This window comes from Streptomyces sp. NBC_00029, assembly GCF_045160505.1.
Classification (GTDB): domain Bacteria; phylum Actinomycetota; class Actinomycetes; order Streptomycetales; family Streptomycetaceae; genus Streptomyces.
Genome location: NZ_CP108292.1, coordinates 6,460,229 through 6,484,962 on the forward strand (window position 1 = coordinate 6,460,229; position 24,734 = coordinate 6,484,962).

At 73.0% G+C, this 24,734-nt stretch carries 24 protein-coding genes; 14 read left to right on the plus strand and 10 right to left on the minus strand.

The window, feature by feature from the left end:
* Positions 1-75 precede the first annotated feature (75 nt).
* The 9 genes from OG753_RS30250 (at position 76) to OG753_RS30290 (ending at position 7,855) form a co-directional block, all read left to right on the plus strand.
* Positions 76-699 carry a class I SAM-dependent methyltransferase gene (locus tag OG753_RS30250; RefSeq protein ID WP_327264765.1) on the plus strand — a complete coding sequence of 208 codons (624 nt, stop codon included), beginning with the start codon at positions 76-78 and terminating at the stop codon, positions 697-699.
* A gap of 157 nt (positions 700-856) precedes the next feature.
* A complete protein-coding gene (locus tag OG753_RS30255) occupies positions 857-1,318 on the plus strand; it encodes a hypothetical protein (protein WP_327264766.1) in 462 nt (153 codons plus the stop codon).
* Positions 1,315-1,512 carry a hypothetical protein gene (locus OG753_RS30260; protein ID WP_405790873.1) on the plus strand — a complete coding sequence of 66 codons (198 nt, stop codon included), beginning with the start codon at positions 1,315-1,317 and terminating at the stop codon, positions 1,510-1,512. The genes OG753_RS30255 and OG753_RS30260 overlap by 4 nt, the downstream gene beginning before the upstream one ends.
* Positions 1,513-1,553: 41 nt before the next feature.
* Positions 1,554-1,883, plus strand: a complete 330-nt coding sequence (locus OG753_RS30265) for a deoxyxylulose-5-phosphate synthase (protein ID WP_405790874.1) — start codon at positions 1,554-1,556, stop codon at positions 1,881-1,883.
* Complete coding sequence (locus OG753_RS30270) at positions 1,880-2,755, plus strand: SMI1/KNR4 family protein (RefSeq protein WP_327264769.1); 876 nt, start codon at positions 1,880-1,882, stop codon at positions 2,753-2,755. Before OG753_RS30265 ends, OG753_RS30270 begins: the two co-directional genes overlap by 4 nt.
* Positions 2,756-2,837: 82 nt before the next feature.
* Positions 2,838-3,320, plus strand: a complete 483-nt coding sequence (locus OG753_RS30275) for a hypothetical protein (protein WP_405792864.1) — start codon at positions 2,838-2,840, stop codon at positions 3,318-3,320.
* A 215-nt stretch (positions 3,321-3,535) separates the two neighbouring features.
* On the plus strand, positions 3,536-4,645 hold the full coding sequence (recA, locus tag OG753_RS30280) for a recombinase RecA (protein WP_327264770.1): 1,110 nt from the start codon (positions 3,536-3,538) through the stop codon (positions 4,643-4,645).
* A 3-nt stretch (positions 4,646-4,648) separates the two neighbouring features.
* Positions 4,649-5,215 carry a recombination regulator RecX gene (gene recX, locus OG753_RS30285; RefSeq protein ID WP_327264771.1) on the plus strand — a complete coding sequence of 189 codons (567 nt, stop codon included), beginning with the start codon at positions 4,649-4,651 and terminating at the stop codon, positions 5,213-5,215.
* 90 nt (positions 5,216-5,305) lie between these two features.
* Positions 5,306-7,855 (plus strand): FtsX-like permease family protein, encoded by a 2,550-nt coding sequence (locus OG753_RS30290; protein ID WP_327264772.1) that lies wholly within the window; start codon positions 5,306-5,308, stop codon positions 7,853-7,855.
* A 195-nt stretch (positions 7,856-8,050) separates the two neighbouring features.
* On the opposite strand, the gene OG753_RS30295 is transcribed toward OG753_RS30290, so the two are convergent.
* The 8 genes from OG753_RS30295 to OG753_RS30330 all read right to left on the minus strand — a co-directional run bounded on the left by OG753_RS30295 (position 8,051) and on the right by OG753_RS30330 (position 14,405).
* Complete coding sequence (locus OG753_RS30295; RefSeq protein ID WP_405790877.1) at positions 8,051-8,461, minus strand: rhodanese-like domain-containing protein; 411 nt, start codon at positions 8,459-8,461, stop codon at positions 8,051-8,053.
* Positions 8,458-9,009: a cysteine dioxygenase gene (locus OG753_RS30300; protein WP_405790878.1), complete on the minus strand. Its 552-nt coding sequence runs from the start codon at positions 9,007-9,009 to the stop codon at positions 8,458-8,460. Before OG753_RS30300 ends, OG753_RS30295 begins: the two co-directional genes overlap by 4 nt.
* A gap of 78 nt (positions 9,010-9,087) precedes the next feature.
* Positions 9,088-9,174: a putative leader peptide gene (locus OG753_RS30305; protein WP_311318651.1), complete on the minus strand. Its 87-nt coding sequence runs from the start codon at positions 9,172-9,174 to the stop codon at positions 9,088-9,090.
* Positions 9,175-9,206: 32 nt separating this feature from the next.
* Positions 9,207-10,814: an FAD-dependent monooxygenase gene (locus tag OG753_RS30310; RefSeq protein WP_405790880.1), complete on the minus strand. Its 1,608-nt coding sequence runs from the start codon at positions 10,812-10,814 to the stop codon at positions 9,207-9,209.
* Between the two features lie 188 nt (positions 10,815-11,002).
* On the minus strand, positions 11,003-11,896 hold the full coding sequence (locus tag OG753_RS30315) for an amino acid ABC transporter permease (RefSeq protein WP_405790882.1): 894 nt from the start codon (positions 11,894-11,896) through the stop codon (positions 11,003-11,005).
* On the minus strand, positions 11,893-12,567 hold the full coding sequence (locus OG753_RS30320; protein ID WP_327264777.1) for an amino acid ABC transporter permease: 675 nt from the start codon (positions 12,565-12,567) through the stop codon (positions 11,893-11,895). Before OG753_RS30320 ends, OG753_RS30315 begins: the two co-directional genes overlap by 4 nt.
* A gap of 83 nt (positions 12,568-12,650) precedes the next feature.
* On the minus strand, positions 12,651-13,502 hold the full coding sequence (locus tag OG753_RS30325; protein WP_327264778.1) for a glutamate ABC transporter substrate-binding protein: 852 nt from the start codon (positions 13,500-13,502) through the stop codon (positions 12,651-12,653).
* 117 nt (positions 13,503-13,619) lie between these two features.
* On the minus strand, positions 13,620-14,405 hold the full coding sequence (locus OG753_RS30330) for an amino acid ABC transporter ATP-binding protein (protein ID WP_327264779.1): 786 nt from the start codon (positions 14,403-14,405) through the stop codon (positions 13,620-13,622).
* Positions 14,406-14,691: 286 nt separating this feature from the next.
* On the opposite strand from OG753_RS30330, the gene OG753_RS30335 reads away from it, so the two are divergent.
* Together OG753_RS30335 and OG753_RS30340 are read left to right on the plus strand one after the other, a co-directional pair.
* Positions 14,692-15,405 (plus strand): response regulator transcription factor, encoded by a 714-nt coding sequence (locus OG753_RS30335; protein ID WP_327264780.1) that lies wholly within the window; start codon positions 14,692-14,694, stop codon positions 15,403-15,405.
* A gap of 12 nt (positions 15,406-15,417) precedes the next feature.
* Positions 15,418-16,830 (plus strand): HAMP domain-containing sensor histidine kinase, encoded by a 1,413-nt coding sequence (locus OG753_RS30340; protein WP_327264781.1) that lies wholly within the window; start codon positions 15,418-15,420, stop codon positions 16,828-16,830.
* A 51-nt stretch (positions 16,831-16,881) separates the two neighbouring features.
* Here the strand turns inward: OG753_RS30340 and OG753_RS30345 are convergent, their stop codons facing one another.
* Together OG753_RS30345 and OG753_RS30350 are read right to left on the minus strand one after the other, a co-directional pair.
* A complete protein-coding gene (locus OG753_RS30345; RefSeq protein ID WP_405790886.1) occupies positions 16,882-19,023 on the minus strand; it encodes an endo-beta-N-acetylglucosaminidase in 2,142 nt (713 codons plus the stop codon).
* 87 nt (positions 19,024-19,110) lie between these two features.
* Positions 19,111-20,364 carry a glycosyl hydrolase gene (locus OG753_RS30350; RefSeq protein WP_405790888.1) on the minus strand — a complete coding sequence of 418 codons (1,254 nt, stop codon included), beginning with the start codon at positions 20,362-20,364 and terminating at the stop codon, positions 19,111-19,113.
* Between the two features lie 263 nt (positions 20,365-20,627).
* Here OG753_RS30350 and OG753_RS30355 point away from each other — a divergent pair, with 263 nt between their 5' ends.
* The 3 genes from OG753_RS30355 (at position 20,628) to OG753_RS30365 (ending at position 24,714) form a co-directional block, all read left to right on the plus strand.
* The gene (locus OG753_RS30355; RefSeq protein WP_327264784.1) at positions 20,628-20,795 is read left to right on the plus strand and encodes a hypothetical protein; all 168 of its coding nucleotides are present in this window, start codon (positions 20,628-20,630) and stop codon (positions 20,793-20,795) included.
* 1,762 nt (positions 20,796-22,557) lie between these two features.
* The gene (locus OG753_RS30360) at positions 22,558-23,673 is read left to right on the plus strand and encodes a LacI family DNA-binding transcriptional regulator (protein ID WP_405792866.1); all 1,116 of its coding nucleotides are present in this window, start codon (positions 22,558-22,560) and stop codon (positions 23,671-23,673) included.
* Between the two features lie 27 nt (positions 23,674-23,700).
* Positions 23,701-24,714 (plus strand): ROK family protein, encoded by a 1,014-nt coding sequence (locus OG753_RS30365; RefSeq protein WP_327266960.1) that lies wholly within the window; start codon positions 23,701-23,703, stop codon positions 24,712-24,714.
* The last annotated feature ends 20 nt before the right edge of the window (positions 24,715-24,734 follow it).

Here is a 24,734-nt window from a genome sequence, read left to right on the forward strand (position 1 = left end):
CGTGGGGTGTTCGTGGGGACGGTGCGCCGGTGCCATGCTGAGCGGGAGCAGCGGGGGCGAGCAGCGGAGGCCGTCATGGGGTTCTACGCCGACCAGGCAGTGCCGCGGATCCTCAACGTCGCCTGCGGTGCGAAGGTGGGCCGGCCGCTGCGGCGCCGGGTCTGCGAGGAGCTGAGCGGCGAGGTCGTCGAGATCGGCTTCGGGGCGGGCCACAACGTCCCCTTCTATCCGCCGGGCATCAGGGGCGTGGCGGCCGTCGAGCCCTCCGACGTCGCGTGGCGACTGGCGGCGAAGCGTGTACGGGACGCCCGCGTCCCGGTGCGGCGGGCCGGCCTGGACGGCCAGTCGCTGCCCTTCGAGGACGGCTGCTTCGATTCCGCGCTGTCCACGTGGACGCTGTGCACCATCCCGGACGCCGGGGCCGCCCTGCGCGAGTTGCGGCGCGTGCTGAGGCCGGGCGGAACCCTGCACTTCGTCGAGCACGGGCTCGCTCCGGAAGGGGACTGGCGGGTGCGCCGCTGGCAGCGCAGGCTCGAACCCCTCAACATGCGGATCCTGGGCGGCTGTCACCTCACGCGGTCGGCCCCGGACCTGCTGAGGGCCGTGGGGTTCACGATCACCGCTCTCGATGTCTTCTACGAGGAGGGCGGTCCGAAGGTCCTGTGCGCCGAATCCCTCGGGACGGCGGTCTCCCTCTGACGGCCGGCGCCCCGACGACTGGCGCCCCGACGACTGGCGGCCAGACGGCTGACGGCCCGACGCCCCGACGGCCCGTCACAAAAGCATCACGAGGGGCACGGGCCCGGACGGCCCCTGACAGCATCGGTCGCACCGATCCAGGGGGGTTCCAGGTTCCATGCGATTCCGTGTGCGTGTCCCCGTCACCGTCTCCGTTCCCGTATGCGTCGTCGCCGCCACCGTGCTGCTCAGCGGCTGTTCCCGGACTCCGGCCGAGCAGCTGGAGGACTGGTACGGCTCCGGCGGCGAGGCGCAGATGAGGAAGCTGACCGAGGACGCCGGCCGGGTCAACGAGGTGAGCATGCGCACGATCGACGTCCAAGGGCCCGCCTGCCAGGACCTGCTGGCCCAGACCGCCAAGGCCGAGAAGCTCGACCCGATCCCCGACGAAGGGGTCCAGCGGTACTGGAAGGAGGCCCTCGGCGGATTCAGGCGGGGGGCGGGCGAGTGCGCCGACGGAGCCGCGAAGAACGACGAGTCCCAGGTCTCCCGGGGCATCATGGCGGTGCAGACGGAAGGCCTCCCCAAGCTGGTGAGCACGGTCTCGTTGCTCAGGGCACGCCTGGCGTCGGCCAAGTGACCCGGACCGGGGACGCGTTCGGCGTCGCCGCCGGTGCCGGAGCCGTCCCGCGCAGCCTGTCGGCAGCCGCCGTCCACGTGCACCGCGACCAGGATCCGCTGCCCGTCACGGACCTCGCCGACGAGTTCCTCGCCCTCCGAGGCCGTCCCCCGATCGCCCGGGCCGCCCTCGAGGGTGCCCCCGGCCTCCCGTAATCGTGTCGATCCCGGCGCGGGGCGTTGCTTAGGCTGCTCGCATGCCCCACGCGAAGACCTCGTACATCTGCCTGCCCTGCCGGGCCGCGTACAAGCAGCCCTACGACAGGGACCGGGAACGGGTCTGCCCGCGCTGTGCGCGCACCCTCGTCCATGCCGGGTCGGCCTTCGCCGCGCCCCGGCGGCGCGACGACGCGGCGTGGCGCACGCTGTCCGTGCTGCTGAACGCGGGCGTGCGCTTCCACAAGAGCTGCTGCGGCGGGCCGGGTTACCGCCCGCGCACCCTGCACGAGGCGCGTGAGCGGATGACGTACGCGAAGCGGACCGGCAAGCCCTTCGCGGAGGCGCTCGTACTGCGGGAGCTGCCGTGACCGGGCCCGGCTCCCTGGCGCGGCTCGTTCCGCCGCCGGCCGCACCCGTCGACGCCCGCGGGGACTGGACCGCCGCCGAGGCCGCGCTCGGGGTGCGGCTTCCCGACGACTACAAGTGGACGGTCGCCACGTACGGGTGGGGGGAGTTCTGCGATCTCCTGTACCTCCACACGCCGTTCGGCACGAGCCGGCACAACGGCATCGAGTGGCAGCGCGCCCACCATCTGACGCAACCGGCGGAACGGGACGTTGAGCGCTACCCCTACCCGCTGCACCCGGAGCCGGGCGGGCTGCTGGTCTGGGGCACCACCATGGACGCCGACCGGCTGTGCTGGCTCACCGGTGGGGAGGCGCCCGAGGAATGGCCCGTCGTGGTGTGGAGCAGCGAGGGGTGGTACGAGACGCACCGCACGGGCGCGGCAGCCTTCATCGAGGGCTGGGCCGCCGGACGCCTCCGCTCCCGCCTGCTCGGCGCCATGCAGCCGGACCTGGCGCCCTGGTTCAACGCGTTCCGGCCCCGCATCGACCGGTGCCTGCGCCTGTCCGAGGGGCCCCTGCCCCACGACGAGCGTCTGAGGGCGCTGCGCGCGGCCCTGGCCCCGACCACGGACCGGGGCGCATGGAGGTCGAAGCACGACGAGATGGCGCAGGACCACTTCGCGACCGTCGACACCGACTGGCTGCTCACGTACGACGCGTCGCGCCCTCACCAGATCCGGATAGGTTTCCCGCCCGAGGACGCGGAGCGGGCCCGGGTGCGGCTCATGGCCGCCGTGGAGCTCATGCAGTGCCGGCTGCTCGAGCTGACGACCGCGGCGGGCACCACCTTGCCGGCCTGGGACACGCCCACGGACGAGGACGACGAGGAGTGACCGTCGACGGGGGCCGGGCGCCGGCGCCGATATCGGGGTGCGGGCCCGGCCGGGAGGGTGCCACAGTCCCGTCGTGACCTTGATGGACGTACTCGTCGACTTCTCCCGCACCGGCCGCATCGGGCCGCTCACCTGCGGGATGTCCCTGGCCGAGGCCGAAGACCTCCTCGGCCCGGGCCGCCCGCATCCGGCCCATCTCATGAAGGGGCCCGATGTCGACGGCTACTTCTACACGTGGGGCGGGCTGCGACTGGTGGTCACCCGGCGGGCCGTGAGCGGCATCTGGATCAGCCTCCGGCCGGGTTCGGCCGCCGGGCTCCCGCCGCTCGTCCTACCCGGTTCCGAGACCCTCGATGCCACCGTCCTGCGCGAGGAGCTGATCGCCGCCCTGGACCGCGCGGGCTGCCGGCACGCGGTCAACGGCGACCTCACCTTCGACGGGCAATCGAGCATCCTCACCCTGCCCGCCGAGGTCTGCGCCGTCTTCGCCCTTCCGGGACGTGACGAGCCCGCCCCGCACCGTGACCGTCACCACCTCATCGCGCTGCACCGGCACACGGCCTGATGTCCGTGGTGGGCGGCAGGCCGCCCACCACGACCGCGACCCGGGCGCGTCGGTGCAGGTGGGGGAGGGGTGGGCGTGGCGCGCTTGACAGGGAAATCGAACATCCATTCTGATGAGTTATCCACAGCCGAAACGCTCGTGGAGGCGCATTGTCAGTGGCAGGCATTAGCGTCAGTGACGTGAAGCGATCGACTCAAGCAAACCGGGTGGAACCCATGGCAGGCACCGACCGCGAGAAGGCTCTCGACGCCGCGCTCGCACAGATTGAACGGCAATTCGGCAAGGGTGCGGTCATGCGCCTCGGCGACAAGCCGAACGACCCCATCGAGGTCATCCCCACCGGGTCGACCGCGCTGGACATCGCCCTCGGCGTCGGCGGGCTGCCCCGCGGCCGTGTGATCGAGGTGTACGGCCCGGAGTCCTCCGGTAAGACGACCCTGACCCTGCACGCCGTGGCCAACGCACAGAAGGCCGGCGGCACCGTCGCCTTCGTGGACGCCGAGCACGCGCTCGACCCCGAGTACGCCAAGGCCCTCGGCGTCGACACCGACAACCTCATCCTGTCGCAGCCGGACACCGGCGAGCAGGCGCTGGAGATCGTGGACATGCTGGTCCGCTCCGGTGCCCTCGACCTGATCGTCATCGACTCCGTGGCGGCGCTCGTGCCGCGCGCGGAGATCGAGGGTGAGATGGGCGACTCGCACGTGGGTCTCCAGGCCCGACTGATGAGCCAGGCCCTCCGGAAGATCACCGGTGCGCTCAACCAGTCCAAGACCACCGCGATCTTCATCAACCAGCTCCGCGAGAAGATCGGTGTGATGTTCGGCTCGCCGGAGACCACCACCGGTGGTCGCGCGCTGAAGTTCTACGCCTCCGTGCGCCTCGACATCCGTCGCATCGAGACCCTCAAGGACGGCACGGACGCGGTCGGTAACCGCACCCGCGTCAAGGTCGTCAAGAACAAGGTCGCGCCGCCGTTCAAGCAGGCCGAGTTCGACATCCTCTACGGCCAGGGCATCAGCCGCGAGGGCGGCCTGATCGACATGGGCGTGGAGCACGGCTTCGTGCGCAAGGCCGGTGCCTGGTACACCTACGAGGGCGACCAGCTCGGCCAGGGCAAGGAGAACGCCCGTAACTTCCTGAAGGACAACCCCGACCTCGCCAACGAGATCGAGCGGAAGATCAAGGAGAAGCTGGGCGTGGGTGTCCGCAAGGACGCCGCCGCCGAGGCCGGTGCCGACACGGCCGACGCCGCGGCCACCGCCGTGCCCGCCCCGGCATCGAAGGCCAAGACGACGGCCAAGGCCGCCGTGGCCAAGAGCTGACCCGTGCGCGAGCAGGAAGGGGGCGGCGAGCGCCGGGGTGGCCGTGAGGGCCGTCCGGAGCTGCCGCCCCAGAGCCCCGAGGAGCAGGCGCGGGCGATCTGTCTGCGCCTGCTCACCGGGAGCCCGCGCACCCGGCGCCAGCTCGCGGACGCCCTGCACAAGCGGGGCATCCCCGAGGAGGTGTCGCAGCAGGTCCTCTCCCGGTACGAGGAAGTGGGCCTGATCGACGACGCGGCCTTCGCCGGAGCCTGGGTCGAGTCCCGCCACCGCGGCCGGGGCCTGGCCCGTCGGGCACTGGCCCAGGAGCTCCGTACCAAGGGGGTGCACGCCACCCTCGTGGAAGAGGCCCTGGAGCTGCTGGACTCCGACCAGGAGGAGCAGACCGCCCGGGAGCTCGTGGAGCGCAAGCTCCGCTCCACCCGGGGCCTGGAGCGGGACAAGCGGATCCGTCGCCTCGCCGGGATGCTGGCGCGCAAGGGATACCCGGAGGGCATGGCCCTGCGAGTGGTGCGCCGCGCGCTGGAGACGGAGGGCGAGGACGCCGACGACCTGGGGTTTGCGGGGGAGTGAGCCGGTGGGCCCGGGGTGGGGGTAGCCCCCGGGACCGGACGCCGGGACACGCCAATGCCAGGCGCCCGGCACGGCGGCAGAGTTGCCCGCATGATGCTGCGTTACGCCCTTCAGACCGTCAGGGACCGCAAGGCCGGTTTCCTCGGCGCCTTCGTCGCGCTGCTGTGCGCGGCCGCCCTCGTCACCGCCTGCGGGACCCTCCTGGAAACGGGACTCCGCGGAAGGATCGGCACCGAGCGCTACGCGGCCACGCCGGTCCTCGTCTCCGCCGACCGGAACGTCCACGAGACGACGGTCAAGGAGAAGAAGGGCAAAACCAAGACCAAGCACAAGGCCAAGCCCGTCGCCGAGCGGGCCTGGCTGCCGGCCGCCACCGTGGACACCGTCCGGGCCGTGCCCGGCGTCGGGCAGGCCGTCCCCGAGCTCACCTTCCAGGCCGTCCCGCTGGTCAAGGCACCCGGTGCACCCAAGCCCTCGTACGGGCACGCCTGGACCTCCGCCGCACTGACGCCCTTCACCCTCGCCGAGGGCCGCGCCCCCCGCAGCGGTGACGAGGTCGTCGTCGACCGTGCGCTGGCCGCCCGCGCCGGCCTGGCACCCGGATCCGGACTCACCGTGCAGTCCACCGGCGAACCCAGGACGTACCGGGTCAGCGGCATCGCGACGACGACCCGCGGCGACCTCGCCCACCAGAGCGCTCTCTTCTTCAGCGACGACGAGGCCCACAGGCTCGCCTCCCGCGACGGCCGGGTCAGCGCCATCGGAGTGCTGCCCGCACCCGGCGTCGGCGCCGCCGAACTCGCCACCAGGGTCGAGCAGGCACTGAAGGGCACCACCGCACAGGTCGCCACGGGCGACGAGCGCGGCCCCGTCGAGTTCCCCGGCGCAGCCGACGCCCGCATCAAGCTGGTCTCCATGGGCGGAGCCATGGGCGGCACCTCCCTGCTCGTCGCGGTCCTGGTCGTCGTCGGCACCTTCGCGCTCGGCATCCAGCAGCGCCACCGCGAACTCGCCCTGCTGCGGGCCATCGCCGCCACCCCCCGTCAACTGCGCCGCATGATCGGCCGGGAGGCGCTGCTCGTCGGCCTGGCCGCCGGGGTCTGCGGGGCGCTCGCCGGGCTGCCGCTCGCCGCCCGGCTGCACGGCCGGTTCGTCGACAGCGGGGTCGTCCCCGTCACCCTGGAGCGCACCGCCGGCATCTTCCCGATGTTCGCCGCAGTCGCCACCGGCCTGTTCGGAGCCTGGGCCGCCGCGCGGATCACCGGGCGGCGGATCGCCCGGATCCGTCCGGCCGAGGCCCTCGCCGAAGCCGCCGTCGAGCGGGCCCGGCCCCGCTGGATCCGCAGCGTGCTCGGCGTGCTGATGCTGGCCGGCGGGGCGGTGCTGGTCGTCGTGCTCGGCTCGCTGCGCACCGAGCCGGCCTCCACCCCGGTCACCTTCCTCGCCGTGGTGGTACTGGCCGGGGCGGTCTCGCTGCTCGGCCCGCTGCTCGTCAGGGGCGCCACCGCGCTGCTCGCCGGCCCGCTCCGCCTGGCGGGCCCGGGCGGCCACCTGGCCACCGCCAACCTGCGCGGGAACGCCACGCGGATGGCCTCCGCCGTCACCCCGATCGCGCTGCTGATCGGCATGACCTGCACCGTGCTCTTCATCACCCCGACGCTCGGGGACGCCGCCCGGGCCCAGGCCCGCGACGGGATCCGGGCCCCGTGGGTGCTGGCCGCCCAGGGTCCCGGCGTCACACCGGAGGCTGCCGAGCGGGTCCGGCGTACCCCGGGGGTCGCGGCGGCCACCGAGATCGTGCACACCTCGGTACGGGTGGGCCTGACGAAGTACGCCGCGCAGGGCGTGACCCCGGCCGGACTGGCCCGGACCTGGGACCCCGGGGTCACCGGAGGCAGCCTGGACGGCTTCGGCGAGGGGAGTGCGGCGGTGAGCGAACTGGCCGCCGATCAGCTGGGGCTGAAGCCCGGGAGCCCGCTGAGGCTGACGCTGGGGGACGGCACCCCGGTCACGCTGACGGTCTCGGCCGTGTACGCGCGGGGGCTGGGCTTCGGGGACCTGACGCTGCCGCACCCACTGGTGGCCGCGCACATGGACAACCCGCTGGCGAGCAGTGTGCTGGTGGCGGCGGAGCCGGGCTCGGGCACGAGCCGGGAGCAACTGGCCACGGCGCTGGCGGCATTCCCGGGCGTACGGGTGCTGACGGCGGCGGACGCCGACGCGGCGCGGGCTCAGCGGCAGGAGGCAGGAGCGGAGGTCAACCTGCTGGCGATGGGGCTCGTACTGGCCTTCACCGCGATCGCGGTGGTGAACACCCTCGCGATGTCGACCGCCGAGCGGTTCCGGGAGTTCGCGATGCTGCGGCTGGCCGGGGCGAAGCGTCGGCAGGTGCTGCGGATGCTGCGTACGGAGGCGCTGGCGGTGGTCCTGATCGGGACGGCGCTGGGCTCGGGGATCGCGCTGGCGGTACTGACCGCGTTCAGCGTGGGCATGACGGGGGCGGCCGCGCCCGCGGTGCTGCCGGTCGCGTACGCGGTGGTGGTGGGGGTGGCCGGGGTGCTGGCCCTGGCGGGTACTTCCCTCCCGGGGCGGGTGGCGTTGCGGGTGGCGCCGGTGGCTGTCGCCACGGCGAAGGGATAGCCCCGTACGGGGATCCGGCCCCGGGACCGTACCGCCTGAGCGGTGCGGTCCCGGAGCCGTCGCACGTGCGGCGCCGTTGCCGGGGGCGCTGCCCCCGGACCCCCGCGCCTCAAACGCCGGCGGGGCTGGATGAGCGACTCAAACGCCGGCGGGGCTGGAAGAGCGCCTCAAACGCCGGCGGGGCTGAGGGGGTGCCTAAACGCCGAGAGGGCCGGAACCGGTGGGGGTGACGGGGAGGCCCGCCGACCTCCACGCCTGGAAACCGCCCGTCAGGTCCGTGGCGCGGGCCAGGCCCAGGGCGTGGAGGGAGGCCGCGGCGAGGCTGGAGGCGTAGCCCTCGTTGCAGATCACCACCACCTGGAGGCCGTGACTCGTGGCCTCCGGAAGGCGGTGGCTGCCCTGCGGGTCCAGGCGCCACTCCAGCTCGTTGCGCTCGACCACCAGCGCGCCCGGGATCAGCCCGTCCCGTTCGCGCAGGGCCTGGTAGCGGATGTCCACCAGGAGCGCCCCGGCGAGCGAGGCGGCGTACGCCTCCTGCGCGTCCACGCGGGTGTAGCGCGCACGGATCCGTTCCAGCAGCTCGTCGATGCCGACCGGCGCGCTCACTGCCAGTCCGCCGGACGCTCGACGTGCTCCAGGCTGAGGACCGGGCCGCTGCGGCTGTAGCGGCGGATCAGCGGGAGCGGCGGGTAGTAGGCGTGCACGGAGACGGCGTGCTCGTCCGGGGACTCGTTGAGGACCTCGTGCACATGGTGTTCGCGGAAGGCCCGGCCCGAGCCCGCGGTCAGCGAGCGGCGGCGGTCGACGTCCGGTGCCAGCTCCAGGGACTTCCAGCCCTCCGACGGCAGGCGCACGGTCAGCGAGTGTTCGGTGAGCCGGCCCCGGGCGGTGGCGAACGCGCCCCGGGATTCGGCGTGGTCGTGCCAGCCGGTACCGGTGCCCGGCGGCCAGCCGATCAGCCAGGCCTCGCTGCCGCCCGGCCCGTCCAGCCGGATCCAGGTGCGGCCCTCGGGGTCGAGCGGCAGCGAGGCCACGATCGCGGGGTCGGCGGCGGTGCGCAGTGCGAAGTCGAGGAGTTCGGCGGCCGTGGGGCCCCCGGCGGGCACGTGCTCAGGGGCGTGCGCGGGCGCGGATACGGATACGGATGCAGACATGGGAGGAGACCGTTCCTGGGTTCGCGGAGGTGCGCGCAGGCCGGTGGACGGCACGGGGCGCGCGAGGGGAAGGGCGAATCAGCAGGAAGGGCGACACACGCAGCCCGCGTAGCGGAGCAGGTCCATATGGACCCTCCGCCACAGGCGTACGTCGTTGCCGGTCATTCCGCGAGTGAACCACGGAGTCCCGGAGACGGTCAATCGATCACCACGGTCGGTGCCGGCGCCGAAGAGGGCGCCGCGGTCGGTGTCGTCGTGGACGGCGTCGGCACCCGGGACGCGGGCGCGCCCGCCCGGACCGTGTCCGCCGCCTCGTACAGCTCGGCCGGGCGGACCCCCGCGAAGGTCGCCGCCAGGTGCCCGTCCGGCCGGACGAGCAGCACGGTGTGCGCCGGGGCCCCCGGGTAGCTGTCGGCGACGAGCAGATCGGTACGGACCGGCAGCGCGCTCACGGCCGCCGCGAGTCGGGGCATCAGCCCGGCGCCGAGCCAGTGGCGCCGGTCCCAGACCCCGGTACCCGGAGCGACCAGCACCACCAGCAGCCGTCCCTGCCCCAGCAGGTCCCGCAGCGGGACGGTGGACCCGTCGGGCGCGGTCACCGGGACGTTCGCCACCGGACCGCCCGGCTCCGTGGCCGTCGGCACCTCGCGCACCGCGACCGGCGGGGCGTACGTGGGCTCCGCGCCCAGCGGTCCCCGTCCCAGATGGCCGTCGGTGAGCAGGGACTCGGCGGAACGCGCGGCGCCGGGCAGGTAGGTGCGCAGACCGCCGCCCGCCCGCAGCGTCGGCATCGCCTGATCTGCCGCGCGCAGCCGGGAGGCGACCGCGGTGCGCCGCTCGTCCTCGTAGCTGTCGAGCAGGGCCTCGGAGGCCCCTTGGTGCCAGGCCAGGGAGAGCTTCCACGCGAGGTTCTCGGCGTCCCGGAGCCCTTCCTCGACCCCCTGGGTGCCGAGCGCGCCCAGCAGGTGCGCGGCGTCACCGGCGAGGAAGGCGCGGCCGTCGCGCCAGCGCCGGGCGAGGCGGTGGTGCAGGGTGTGGACCCCGGTGTCGATGAGGTCGTACGGGGGTGTCGTGCCGCCGCACCACACGGCGAGGGTGTCGCGGATCAGGGTCACCAGCGCGTCGGGGGTCACCAGCTCCCCGCGGGCCGGGAGCAGCCAGTCCAGCCGCCACACCCCGTCGGGCAGCGGCCGGGAGGTGACCTCCTGCGGCGGGTTGCGGTGCAGCAAGGCCTCGCCGGGCCAGGGCAGTTCGGTGCGCAGAGCGGCCACGGCGTGCCGTTCCACGGCGGTGCGGCCCGGGAAGCGGATGCCGAGCAGTTTGCGCACGGTGGAGCGGGCGCCGTCGCAGCCGACCAGGTAACTCCCGCGCCACCAGGTGGTTTCGGCGCCCCGGGTGTGTGCGGTGACGCCCCGGCCGTCCTGCTCCACGGTGTCCAGTCTGCTGTCGGTGACCAGTCGCACGAGCGGGTGCGCCGCGGCGGCGTCGCGCAGTCCGCGCGTGAGCGCGTGCTGCGGCAGGTGCAGCGGGGCCGGGTGGTCCTCGAAGGTGATCCGCCGGTCGGGCCGGCTCCGGCGCATGGTGCGCCAGGCGGCGAAGTACGCCCCCTCGTCGCGCAGCGTCGAACAGCCCAGCCGGTGCACCATGGCCGCGGTGTCGGAGTGCAGGACGACGGTACGGGCCGGGCGGACCTCCTCCTTGCCGGGCCCTTCGTCGAGCACGACGGAGGGCACGCCCGCGCCCGCCAGGGCGAGCGAGAGGGACAGCCCGACGGGCCCCGCGCCGACGACGATCACCGGGTCCATGGCGCGGCTCCCGATGTCCGGTATGTGATCACAGAACGTATGCAACCCACTGTAGGTGCCCGCGTCAAGTGACACCGGTCCGTACAACGCCGTGTGGTGCGGCGGATGAGATCCGCCGCACCACAAAGGTTACGCACTATGACTGACCGTATGTCAGACCCGGGGGGCCGTCCGAAGGGGCTCCGGCATCAGGCTCCGGCCGCGGTGTTCGCCCCGGGGATCGGGTCGTCGATCTCGTCCGTGCCGAGCACCGCGCCGGTGCTCTTCTTCGACTTCCGCAGTCGGCCCTCGAGCTGGGAGGCGAAGGTGGTGAGGCCGAAGTTCACGACGATGTAGATCAGTGCGATCACGACGAGCGTGGCGATGGTGTTGCTGTAGTTGGCCGAGATCTGCCGGTTCATGGAGAGCAGCTCCGCGAAGCCCAGCAGGGCGCCACCGAGCGCGGTGTCCTTGAGGATCACCACGAGCTGGCTGACCAGGGCCGGCAGCATCGCGGTGACGGCCTGCGGGATCAGCACGTGGACCATGGTCTGCCCCTTGCGCATGCCGATCGCCTTGGCCGCGTCGGTCTGGCCGCGGGGCAGGGAGAGCACACCGGCCCGGACGATCTCGGCGATGACGGCCGAGTTGTAGAGGACCAGGCCCGTGACCACGGCCCAGAAGGGCCGGGTGTCGGAGGGGACGTCCATGAGCTGGGGTGCGTACAGCGCACTGCTGAACAGCATCAGCATCAGCACCGGGATGGCACGGAAGAACTCGACCCACGCGCCGACCGAACCCCGCACCCAGGCGTGGTCCGACAGCCGGCCGATGCCCAGCAGCGCGCCCAGCGGAAGGGCGATCACCATGGAGAGCGCCCCGGCCTTGAGGGTCTCGATCAGGCCGGGGATCAGGTACGTGGTCCACACCCGGCTGTCGGTGACGAACGGGGTCCACTTGTCGGCCTCGAGCTGACCGTTCTCCGCCATGAGGGACAGAGCCCACCACATGACGAGCCCGAACAGGACGATGAAGATCCCGCTGTAGATCCAGTTGCGCGCCTTGGCCTTGGGGCCGGGGGCGTCGTACAGCACGGAGGTCATCGCTTCACCGCCACTCGCTTGGCGACCCAGCCCAGCAGGAGACCGGTGGGCAGGGTCAGCAGGACGAAACCGAGGGCGAAGACCGCGAAGACCGCGAAGACCGCCTGCGCCTCGTTCTCGAGCATTTCCTTCATCAGCAGGGCCGCCTCGGCCACGCCGATGGTCGCCGCCACCGTGGTGTTCTTGGTGAGCGCGATCAGTACGTTGGCGAGCGGTGCGATGACCGCCCGGAAGGCCTGGGGGAGCACGATCAGGGTGAGCACCTGGAAGAAGCTCAGCCCCAGTGCGCGGGCCGCCTCGGCCTGGCCGACGGGCACGGTGTTGATACCGGAGCGCAGGGCCTCGCAGACGAAGGTGCCGGTGTAGGCGATCAGTCCGAGGACCGCGAGCCGGAAGCCGATCTCCTTGAAGCTGTCGCCGCCCAGGTTGATTTTGAGGGTCTGGCTGAGACCCAGTGAGCAGCCGATGACCAGCAAGGTCAGCGGGGTGTTGCGCACCAGGTTGACGTACGCGGTACCGAAGCCCCGCAGCAGCGGGACGGGGCTGACCCGCATCCCCGCCAGGGCGGTGCCCCAGATCAGGGATCCGGCCGCCGAGTAGAGGGTGAGCTGAACCGTCACCCAGAAGGCTCCGAGCACGTCGTACTGCCCGGAATCAAGAAAATCGAACACGATGCCCTGCGCTCTCCCCAGGATGGCCGGTGAGGTGCGCCGCCGCCCGCGGCAGGCGGGCGGCGATGCTCCTCACCGATGAATCAGCTGCCTTCGGTGATCTGCGGGGCAGGCTCGCTCTTGAAGTTGGCCGGACCGAGGTTCTTGTCCACGGCCTTCTGCCAGCTGCCGTCCTCGACCATCTTCTTGAGCGCGGCGTTGATCTTGGTCTGGAGCTCCTTGTCGCCCTTCTTCAGACCGATGCCGTAGTTCTCGTTGCTCAGGCTCAGCCCGACCAGCTTGAACTTGCCCTTGTTCTTCTCCTGGGCCGCGTAGCCCGCCAGGATCGAGTTGTCCGTGGTCAGCGCGTCCACGGCCTTGTTCTCCAGGCCGGTCAGGCACTCGGAGTAGCCACCCTGCTCCAGCAGGTCGGCCTCGGGGGCCAGCTTGGTCTTGACGTTCTGCGCCGACGTCGAGCCGGTGACCGAGCAGAGCTTCTTCTTGTTCAGGTCCTCGGCCTTGGTGATGCTCGTGTCGTCGGCACGGACCAGCAGGTCCTGGTGCGCGAGGAAGTACGGGCCGGCGAAGTCGACCTTCTCCTTGCGCTTGTCGTTGATCGAGTACGTCGCGACGACGAACTTCACGTCGCCGTTCGCGATCAGGTTCTCGCGCTCGGCGCTGACGGCCTGCTTGAACTCGATCTGGTTCGGCTCGTAGCCGAGCTCCTTGGCGACGTAGGTCGCGACGTCGACGTCGAAGCCGGTGTACTTGCCGTCCGGGGTCTTCAGGCCCAGACCGGGCTGGTCGTACTTGATGCCGACGACGATCTTGTCCTTCGCGCCACCGGACGCACCGCCGTCACTGGCGGCGTCCTGCTTGCTGCCGCCACAGGCGGTCGCGGTCAGGGAAAGGGCGACGGCGACGGCCGCGGCCGCAGCGGCCTTGGAGATCTTCATGATGAACTTCCCTCGGATGAGACGTTGTTGAACGACGAGCGACGCTTACGGCGCACGCACGGCCGACAGGAACGATCCGGCGGTGATCCGCATACGGATGACTACCAGACGTGAACCTCAGTGATGCAGGATCTTCGACAGGAAGTCCTTGGCGCGGTCACTGCGCGGGTTGCTGAAGAACTGCTCGGGTGTGGCCTCTTCGACGATCTTGCCGTCGGCCATGAAGACGACCCGGTTGGCCGCCGAGCGGGCGAAGCCCATCTCGTGCGTGACGACCACCATGGTCATCCCCTCGCGGGCGAGCTGCTGCATGACCTCCAGCACCTCGTTGATCATCTCCGGGTCCAGCGCCGAGGTCGGCTCGTCGAAGAGCATCACCTTCGGCTCCATGGCCAGCGCCCGGGCGATCGCCACGCGCTGCTGCTGGCCACCGGAGAGCTGCGCCGGGTACTTGTCGGCCTGCGAGCCGACGCCCACCCGCTCCAGCAGGGCCACCGCCTTCTCGTGGGCCTCGGCCTGGTTGGTCTTGCGGACCTTGAGCTGGCCCAGCATGACGTTCTGCAGCACCGTCTTGTGCGCGAAGAGGTTGAACGACTGGAAGACCATCCCGACGTCGGCACGCAGCCTGGCAAGTTCCTTGCCCTCGGAGGGCAGCTCCTTGCCGTCGAGCGTGATGGTGCCCGAGTCGATCGTCTCCAGCCGGTTGATCGTCCGGCACAGTGTGGACTTGCCCGATCCCGAGGGACCGATCACCACGACTACCTCACCGCGGGCAATGCTCAGATCGATGTCCTGAAGCACGTGCAGCGCGCCGAAGTGCTTGTTGACGTTGCTCAGTACGACCAGGTCGTCTGCGGCACCGGCCGCGTCCTGCACGTCCTTGGTCACTGATACTCCGCTCATCGGCTTCTTGCTCCGTCCTCCTCGGTTGGGAGGACAGTAGTGATGTGACGCGCACAACGTCATCACATCTGAGGGAGAATTGAGGATAACGATCCGGCCTCTTCCGGATACGCTCCGTGCGCGGTCCCGGCGTGGTCGATCATGTCCGCGTACCGGGTGCATAACGGAAGGCGCGCCGGAGCGGGACCCCCTTGACGTGGGACTCCGCATCGGCGTGGATGCATGGTGGACGCGTGTGACCATGCCTGGAGAGGCCCGAGCGAGAAAAAGAGGAGAGGGGGACGACATGAGACTGCTGCTCGTCGAGGACGACGATCACGTCGCGGCGGCCCTGTCGGCGATCCTCGCCCGCCACGGCTTCCAGGTCACCCATGCCCGCAACGGCGAAGAGGCCCTGCAGGCACTCCTGCCCGCCGGCGCCGCGACCTGCCCCCAGCCCTACGGCGTGATCCTGCTCGATCTCGGTCTGCCCGACCAGGACGGCTACGAGGTGTGCGGCAAGATCCGCAAGCGCACCGCCACGCCCGTGATCATGGTGACCGCGCGGGCCGACGTGCGCTCGCGCATCCACGGCCTGAACATGGGCGCCGACGACTACGTGACCAAGCCGTACGACACCGGTGAGCTCCTCGCCCGCATCCACGCCGTCGCCCGGCGCACCGGCGCCGCCGAGGAGGCCATCGCCGGAACCGGCACGCCCGCCACCGTCCGGCTCGGCACCGTCAGCATCGAGCTGCCCAACCGCCGGGTCAGCGTGGACGGCGCCGACGTACCGCTCACCCGCAAGGAGTTCGACCTGCTCGCCCTGCTCGCGCAGCGGCCCGGCGTCGTCTTCCGCCGCGAGCAGATCATCAGCGAGGTGTGGCGCACCAGCTGGGAGGGGACCGGACGCACCCTGGAGGTCCACGTCGCCTCCCTGCGTTCCAAGCTGCGCATGCCCGCCCTCATCGAGACCGTCCGAGGGGTGGGCTACCGGCTCGTCGCCCCGGGCGCTCCCTAGCGGTCCTCTGTCGTGCGTGCCCGTCTGCTCCCGCTGCTCGTCATCCTGATGGCGGGCACGCTGCTCGCCCTCGGTTTTCCGCTCGCGGTGAGCCTGGCCGCCGGGCAGCAGCAGAAGGTGGTCGTCGACCGGATCGACGACAGCGCCCGCTTCGCCGCCCTCGCGCAGTTCTTCATCGACGCCGAGGGCTCCGGATCCACCGGCGCCGACGAGCGCCGCACCGCGCTCGGGCTCGAACTCGCCCGCTACCAGACCCTGTACGGGATCCGCGCCGGCATCTTCCACCGCGACTACAACGCCCTCGCCCGGTCCCCCGGCTGGTGGCAGCTCCCGGACACGCGTGAGGGGAAGCTGGCCCTCAAGGAGGCGCTGGCCGGAAGGCGCAGCCACGACCCGCCGCAGGTGTGGCCGTGGCAGACCGACGGCAAGCTCCTCGTCATCTCCCCGGTCGTCCTCAACGGCGACGTGGTCGCGGTCGTCGCCACCGAATCGCCGACCGACCAGATGCGCGCCCGGATCCTGCAGGGCTGGCTGCTCATCGCGGGCGGCCTCGCCGCCGCCATGCTGGTCGCCTTCGGCGCCGCCCTCAGGCTCACCAGCTGGGTGCTCAAGCCCGTCCAGACCCTGGACGCCGCCGCCCACGGCATCGCCACCGGACGGATGAACTCGCGCGTCGCGGCCGCCGGCGGCCCCCCGGAACTCCAACGCCTCGCCCACTCGTTCAATGAGATGGCCGACAACGTCGAAGAGGTCCTGGAACAGCAGCGCGCGTTCGTCGCCGACGCCTCCCACCAGCTGCGCAACCCGCTCGCGGCACTGCTCCTGCGGATCGAGCTGCTCGCCCTGGAACTGCCCGAGGGGAACGCGGAGATCGCCTCCGTGCGCACCGAGGGCAAGCGCCTGACCCAGGTCCTGGACGACCTGCTGGACCTGGCGCTGGCCGAGCACGCCTCCGCCGAGATCAGCCTCACCGACATCGGTGCACTCGCGGCCGAGCGGGTCGCCTCGTGGCGCCCGTACGCCGAGGAGAAGGGCGTACGGCTCACCGAGACGGGCCGCACCGCCGTCACCGGCTGGGCCGACCCCATCGCCCTGTCCAGTGCGCTCGACGCCGTCATCGACAACGCGCTGAAGTTCACCCCCACGGGTGAGGAAGTGGAAGTGTCGGTCTCCACCGCGGGGCGCTCCGTCCGTGTGGTCGTCGCCGACCGGGGCCCCGGCCTCACCGAGGACGAGCTGCTGCGCGTCGGCGACCGGTTCTGGCGCAGCGGCCGCCACCAGAACATCAAGGGCTCCGGGCTGGGCCTGTCGATCTCCCGTGCCCTGCTCGCCGCGGGCGGCGGATCCCTCTCCTACGAGAAGAACCCGCCGCACGGGCTCCGCGTGACGGTGGCCGTCCCGCGCACCGCCCCCCAGAGCTCCTGAGCCGCCGGGCCGCCGTGCCCCTCGGCTCCCCGGCCCCCGGGCGGGCCGCGGCTACCAGGTGAGGGTGGTGCGGGCCGGCGCCGACACCGCGTACAGCTCGTCGACGGCCCTGACCTCGAAGGCGGCGGCCCGCTCCCGCCCGGCGCGCGGGACGGCGGGCAGGTACAGGGCGGTGCCGCAGGTGCCCCCGAGGAAGCTCCGGGTGCCGTCCGGGAGGACCCGCCACACCTCGTAGTGGCGCGGCCGCCCGCCCGCGCCGCCGGATGCCGCCGCCCGCCAGGACAGGCGCAGCCGGGCCACGCCGTCCTGCCGGGCCGAGGCGTCCACGGCCGGTGCGGTGGGCGGGGCCGGGCGCCGGGTGCGGGTCTCGTCGTGTACCGACAGAGCGCCGATCCGCCACACCACCGGCCTCTTCCCGCGTGCGGTGATCCGTACCGCCAGGCCGTACGCGGTCCTGCCCGCCAGTGACGCCAGCGGGGCCCGCGTCGTGCGCCAGCCCTGCCCGCCGTCCCGGATCCCGGCCGGCAGCCACGTGTACGGGACCGGCCCGCCGGGAGCGGACGGCTCGCGCACGGCCACACCGATCTCCACCCCGACCGGATCCGCCCCGGTGGCGTGCACCAGCTCCAGGACCGACCCGCGGGTCAGCGGCAGCCGGGTGGAATGCAGCCCGATGACCACGGGCGCGGTCAGGCCGCCCTCCACCAGCACGCTCGAGCCGCCGCGCCACGCGTCCGCGAAGTCCAGGGTGACGGAGGGCCGCTCCCCGGCGGTGTCCACCACCCAGCGGCGTCCCGGGAGCCGGTCCTGGAGCCCGAGGTGGTTCCACGGCGTGTCCGAGACGACCCTGCCGCCGTCGTACCAGCGCAGCCCGTGCCCGGTGTTGAAGGAACAGGCGAAGGGAAGGCCGGTGACGGTGGACCGGTCGGCGACGGCCGTGGCGGGGGCCCGCCAGCGGGCCTCGGGCGCGGGCCGCGCCGGGTCCAGGGACTCGCCCGTCCAGAACCGGTCGTCGGCGCGGTGGAAGGCCCCGGGCGAGCGGTCGGCGAGGTGATTGCGGGTCCACTCGGGCCGGTAGAAGCCGAAGCTGACGACGTGGTCGCGACCGCGCGGGACGATCGCGTCCCAGCGGACGGGGGAGTCCCACCCGCGGGACTCGGTGTCCACCGCGGCCCACAGTTCGTGGCGGGAGCGCCCGAGGCGGTCGGCGAGGGCGCCGGACGCGGCCAGGGTGTCCGGGGTCCAGCGGAAATCCACGAACATCGTGTCCGAGACCTTCCCGGACCGGTCCTCGAAGAACTCCTGGTTGAGCGGGTTGAGGGCGCCCTGCCAGCCCACCCGCCCGCTGGTGTTCATGGCGTCGTACCAGGTGATGCGCAGACCGTGGGGCTCGCCCGCCGCCCGCAGGGCGCGCAGGAACTCCCGCATCCGGCCGGCGAGCGCGCTGTCCCCGCCGTCGGTCTCGGCGTTCACGAACCAGCCGTCGAATCCGTACGTGCGCGCCACCTGGACGAGCCTGTCCGCGATCGGGAAGCGGCCGAGGGAGTCCTGCTGCACCAGGTCCCGGGTCCAGCGCAGGTCGCCGCCGTAGGCGACGGGCGGCAGGAAGACGTTGCCCAGCACCCGGACCCCGTTGCGGTGGGCGGCGTCGACCACGGGCGCGTTCGGGGCGAGCACGATCCCCTCGCCGGCGGAGCCGCCCCAGAAGACCAGCTCGTCGATGTACGCCCAGTGCGTGAGCGCGTAGTGGTCGGCGGTCGGGGAGCCCTGGGACGGGTTCCCGGCCGTGGGCCCGAAGGAGACGAGGGAGGAGATCCGGGCCTGGCCCATGCGGGCGTCCCGGTTCGCCGGAACCGGGGTGAACCGCTCCGCCAGGGGCACGGTCGAGGTGTTGTGGGCCAGGTCGGGGTCGCTCCCCGGGGTCCAGCGGCTGAGCGATCTCCACACGATGCCGGGGCCGGGGGTGCCCGCCGGGAGGGAGTCCGGGAACCAGTAGGAGGCGTACGGGGCCAGGTCGGCCGGGGCCGGTGCGGCCGGTGCGGGGGCCGCGGTGTCGGCTGCGGCCCGGGCGCGGCCCGCCAGGCCCAGCAGCGCGGCGGCCCCGGCACCGGTGGCCAGCACTCTGCGCCGGGTCGGACGTATCGCGGTGGGCGGCGGCGCACCAGGATCGACGCCGTGGTCGGTCTCGGGCATGCGGGGCTCCTCACGAAGGGATCGGGTCGGATCGGTTCACGAAGGCATCGGGTCGGATCGGATCGGTTCAGGAACGGATCGGATCGGTCAGGTCACGTCGTGCACGCGCAGCACCTCGGTGATGCCGCGCGCGGCCAGATGGGCCGGGTCCGCGGCGCGCTCCTCCAGGACCACCGCCGGGCGCACCCCCTGGGCCGTCAGCGCGGCCCAGACTTCGAAGAACGCGCCGCCCGGGGCGCACACCGAGCGACCCGGGGCCTCCTCGGCCCCGCCGACGTCGACGGCGAGCGCGGTGGACCGCGGGGCCGGGCGGTGTGCGCGCCCCCGCCACTCCTCGGCGATCCGGGCGACGGCGGCGCCGGCCGGCTTGATCCGGCGGTCGTTGGTGAGCAGGCCGAGGCCGTACTCCAGCTCCGGGAAGTCGGCAAGCTCCCGGGACACGTCGTGCGAGCACCACCAGGTCACGCCCCACACGTCCGGGCAGTCCAGGGCGTTCGCCACGGTGGCCTCGGTGAACCGCGCCGCGCGCCCGGGCGGGATCAGCGGCGCCGGGGCGCCGACCTCCTGGAGCCAGACCGGGCGGTGCGGGTCGAGGGCCCACGCCTTGGAGAGCTCGATCAGGTACGCGGCATGGTGCTCGGTCGCCGTCCCGTCCACGCCGTGGCGCTGCGCGGTGCCGTTGAACACCCAGGAGTGCACGGCGGTGGCCGCGCCCAGCCGGGCCGCCTGGCCGGCGGTGAAGGGATGCCCGTCCTGGTACCAGGCGGCGTCGTACTCGCCGTGCACGTGGAACCGCCCGGGCGCACCCTCCTCGCAGGCGGCCAGCATCCGCTCCAGCCAGCGGTCGGCCTGGTCCCGGGTGATCCGGTCGGGGTCGGGGTGAGGGGCGTCGGAGAACTGGTTGATCTCGTTGCCGACGGTCATGCCCAGGAAGTTCGGCCGGTCGGCGAGGGCCGAGGCCAGCGTGCGCAGGTACTCCGCCTGTCCGCGGACCACGTCCGGATCGGTGAAGAGGCTGCGCCGGTGCCAGGTCCGGGTCCAGGCGGGCAGGAAGTCGAAGCTCGACAAGTGCCCCTGCAGTCCGTCCACGTTGACGTCGAGCCCGCGCTCGGCGGCCGCGTCGGCGAGCGCCACGAGCTGCTCGACGGCGCGCGGCCGGATCAGCGTCCGGTTCGGCTGGAAGACCGGCCACAGCGGGAAGACGCGGATGTGGTCCAGCCCGAGCGAGGCGATCGAGTCGAGGTCGGCCCCGACCTCGTCGAGGTCGAAGTCCAGCCAGTGGTGGAACCAGCCGCGGGCCGGCGTGTAGTTGGCACCGAAGCGGAGCGCGTCATCGGGCACGGGGCGTCCTGGAGTTCGGAAGGGGCGAGATTTCGGGAGTCAGGGAGTCAGGGAGTCCGGGAGCCCGGGGGACCGGAAGTTCGGGAGCTCTGGCGGAATTCACCGCAGGTGCCACAACCTGCCGGTGCGGATGAGGAAAGTCAACAGGGCCTCCGGTGCGTGCACTTATGCGCTTCAGCCCTGTTGACACAAGGGTTGTATTCGGCTGACTCTGGAGTGACTAATGCGCTTTAGTTGTGGCCGTCGAAAGAAAGTGTGCAGAAATGGACAGCGGTATTTCGGTCACGGCCGTCACCACTCCGGCGCTGTTCACCGGGCCGCCAGAGGCGCCGGCGCAGGTGGTCCGCGTACGGATCCGCAGAGACCGCCCCGCCGGCCCGCTCCACGTCACCGTGCCCGGCGCGGGCCTCAGCCGGGTCCGCTGGCGGTGACCGTCCACAACCCCGGTGTCGTGGACGCGGACCGACCTGGTCCGCGTGTCGGCGGACCCGGCTGCACTGGGACTCACGGGGCTCGCCGGACTCACGGGGCTCGCCGGACTCACGGGGCTCGCCGTGCCCTCGGCCCTCTCGGCCCTCAACGCCGCGCAGGCGCACCGGATCACCGTCCGCGACGCCGAGGGCCGACCCGGCGCGCGGCGGCGGACTCGCCCGGCTGCTGGGCCGGCGCACCGGGCAGGAGCTCATGAGCGCCGGGAAGGTGGACGAGCTGCTCGTGCAGGACGAGTACGACGCACACCCCTTCTTCGGGGAAGGCCCCTGGCACCTGCTGCCCAAGGGCCCGGGCACCGGCTCGGGCTCCGCGCCCGCCACGTCCTGCCGGGCGGAGCGCGGGCCGCTCGGGGCCCGGATCGTCGCCACCGGCCGCACCGGGCCGGTCCGCTGGACGCGCACGACCACCCTCCGGCACGGTCTCGACCGCGTCGAACCGACCACACGGATCGACGAGTTCGCCGACTCTGACCCACTGCTGCGGCTGCGGATCCCGGCCGACGCGCCGGGCGCGGTCCCGGTCGCCGGGACCGCCGCCGCGGCCTTCGGGCGCGGCTTCGCCTTCCCCGGGGCGGATGCCGGGGCCGACCCCACCCGGGTCCCGTGGACGCTGAACAGCTCCTGCCTGAACTGGTTCGCGCTCTCGGCGCCGCTGGCCGGGCCGGACCGGGCGCTGGGAGCGGGGGAGATCGTGCTGCCGGACGCGGGATCTCCCGACGGGCTGCGGGAGTTGATGACCGCGCTCGGCCGTCACGGGGTCACCGCCACCCCCACCCTGCCCGCCGGTCCGCGGCGGGGTGATCCGGCGGCGGACAGCAGCCTCCCGGACTTCCGGATCGCCCTCGGCGGTCCCGCGGCCGGTGCCTTCACGGCGGCGGTGCTGGAGGCGGCCGATCCCGCTTACGCACAGGCCGTACGAGAGCGCCCCCGGGTCCGGATCCCGGCCCGGGCCCCGCTCCGCGCGCTCTGGAGCCCCGGCTGCGACCTCACCGGGATCCGGGACCTGCCGGTCCTGGTGCACACCGGGTCACCGGCGGAACTGGCCCGGGCCGTCGGCGCCGCGGGCCGACTGGAGGCCGCCGGGCAGCCGGCCGAGGTGGCCGCGCGCGAAGCTCCGTACGCGCAGCGGACCGTCGGGATCCTGGCCAGGGGCACGCCCGGCTTCGCGGTGGACACGGCGGGCCGCCTGCACAGCGCCCTGATGCGTTCCTGCACCGGCCGGCCCGCCGGGGAGTGGATGGACCCTCCCCGGCGCACCGCCCCGGACGGCAGCTCCTTCCAGCTCCAGCGCTGGACCCACGTCTTCGAGCACGCGCTGGTGGCGGCGGAGGGGGACCGGCGCGAGCTGGATCTGTCGCGTCGGCGACGGGAGTTCAACAACCCCCTCACCGCCGTGACCGTGGCCCCGGGCGCGGGGTCTCGTACGGGCCCGGATCGGTGCGACCGGCGTGCGGACCGCGCTGACGGGACGGGCGTACGCCGTCTCCCCGTACGGCACCTGGCAGTTGATCGCCCTCGCGAGCCTGCCCCTGCACATCCCGGCGGACGGGGTGGCCGAGGTGGGGTTCGCGCTGCGGCCGCCGCTCGACGCACCCCCGGGGGACCACTGGATGCTCATCAAGGCCGCCCGTCGGGGAAGGATCGCGTACGGTCCGGCCATATCCCTCCGTATTCCGCCACGCGTGACGCATCCGAAGGACGAATGAGGCAGTCCATGGCCCGCAGACCCACGATCAAGGACATCGCCCGGCAGGCCGGGGTGTCCGAGAGCGCCGTCTCCTTCGCGCTCAACGACCGGCCGGGCGTCTCCCAGGACACCCGGGCCCGGATCCGGCGCGTCGCCGAGGAACTCGGCTGGCAGCCCAACAGCGCCGCCCGGGCCCTGTCCGGGGAACGCGCCGGGGCCGTCGGCCTGGTCCTCGCCCGGCCCGCGCACACGCTCGGCGTCGAGTCCTTCTTCCTCCAGCTCGTCTCCGGCATCCAGGAGGTCCTCTCCGCCGCCCGGACCGCGCTGCTGTTCCAGGTCGTCGAGGACATCGACGCCGAATGCGCCCTCTACCGCCGCTGGTGGGCCGAGCGGCGGGTGGACGGAGTCCTCGTGGTCGACCCGCGTACGAGCGATCCGCGGCCGGCGCTCCTGGAGGAACTGGCCCTGCCCGCGGTCACGATCGGCGAGGCCGCGCCGACGGGCGGCAGCGGGGTTGGGGCCGGGGCCGGGGCCGGGAGCGGGGCCGGGAGCGGGGGTGCTGCGTCCGGGACCCTTTCCTCGGTCCGGGCCGACGACGCCGGCGCCATGGCCCAGGTCCTGGACCACCTCCACGGGCTCGGCCACCGCCGGATCGCGCACATCGCCGGGCTCCCCGGCCTCGCCCACACGGTCCGCCGGATGGACTCCCTGCGGACCGAGGCCGCCCGGAGGGGGCTCGGCGCGGACCAGGTGCGCTCCGTCGTTACCGACTACTCCGACGCCGAGGGCGCGGCGGCCACCCGCCGGGTCCTCGCAGAGCCGCGGCCGCCCACGGCGCTCGTCTACGACAACGACGTGATGGCCATCGCCGGGAGCGCGGTCGCCGCCGAGCTGGGCATCCCCGTCCCGGGCCGGCTGTCCATCGTGGCCTGGGACGATTCCGCGCTCTGCCGCGTCACGCACCCCCGGCTCACCGCTCTCGTGCGGGACACCGCCGGGTTCGGACGGCTGGCCGCCGAGGAACTCCTGGCCGTTCTCGCCGGCAGCCCGCCCGGAGTGCGGATCAGCGAGCAGCCTCGGCTGGAGCCTCGTGAGAGCACGGCGCCGCCCCCGGCGCATACTGAATCCTGAAACCTTCCTGGAGCCGCCACCGTGATCATTCCCACCGCCCCGTTGCCCGCTGTGCGGGCCGCCGCAGCTGCCTCAGGCCCGACGGTGGCGATCGACATCGGCGGTACGAAGATCGCCGGTGCGCTGGTGCACCCCGACGGCACGATGACGGCCACCACCCGCCGCCCCACCCCGCGCGGGGTGGACGCGGACGGCGTCATGGCGGCGGTCGCCGAGGTCGTCGCCGAACTCGCCGAGTCGCCGCTGTGGGGCTCGGCGGTCCGGTGCGGGATCGGCAGCGCCGGCCCGGTGGACGCCTCCCGGGGAACCGTCAGCCCGGTCAACATCGGGGCCTGGCGGGAGTTCCCGGTCCAGGAACGGGTCGTGGCGGAACTCGCGGCCCACGGGGCCGATCTGCCGACCGTGCTGGCCGGTGACGGAGTGGCGATGACCGCGGCCGAGCACTGGCTGGGCGCGGCCCGGGGCCGTGCGAACGCGCTGTGCATGGTCGTCTCCACGGGCGTGGGCGGCGGCCTGATCCTGAACAACCAGCTCCACCCCGGCCCCACGGGCAACGCAGGGCACATCGGCCACATCAGCGTGGCCTTCGACGGCGAGCCGTGCGTCTGCGGCGGCCACGGCTGCGTCGAGTCGATCGCCTCCGGTACGGCGATCGCCCGCTGGGCCCTGGAGCAGGGCTGGACTCCGCCCGCCGCAGCGGACGGCGGCGGGCGCGATGCCACGGCCGCGGGCGTGGCCGCTGCCGCCGCCGCGGGCGACCCGATCGCCCTGGCGGCCTTCGACCGGGCGGGCCGCGCCCTGGCCGCCGCCATCGCGGCCACCGCGACCCTCGTGGAAACGGACATCGCGGTCATCGGCGGGGGAGTGGCCGCCGCCGGGGACACCCTCTTCGCCCCGATCCGCAGCCACCTCGCGGCCTACGCCACGCTCTCCTTCGTCAAGGACGTCCAAGTGGTGCCGGCGATGCTGGGCACCCACGCGGGGCTGATCGGCGCCGCCGCGGCGGCGCTCATGCTGCTGCCGTCCCCGTCCTCGTCCTGAACCCCGGCGCAGTCCCTGCA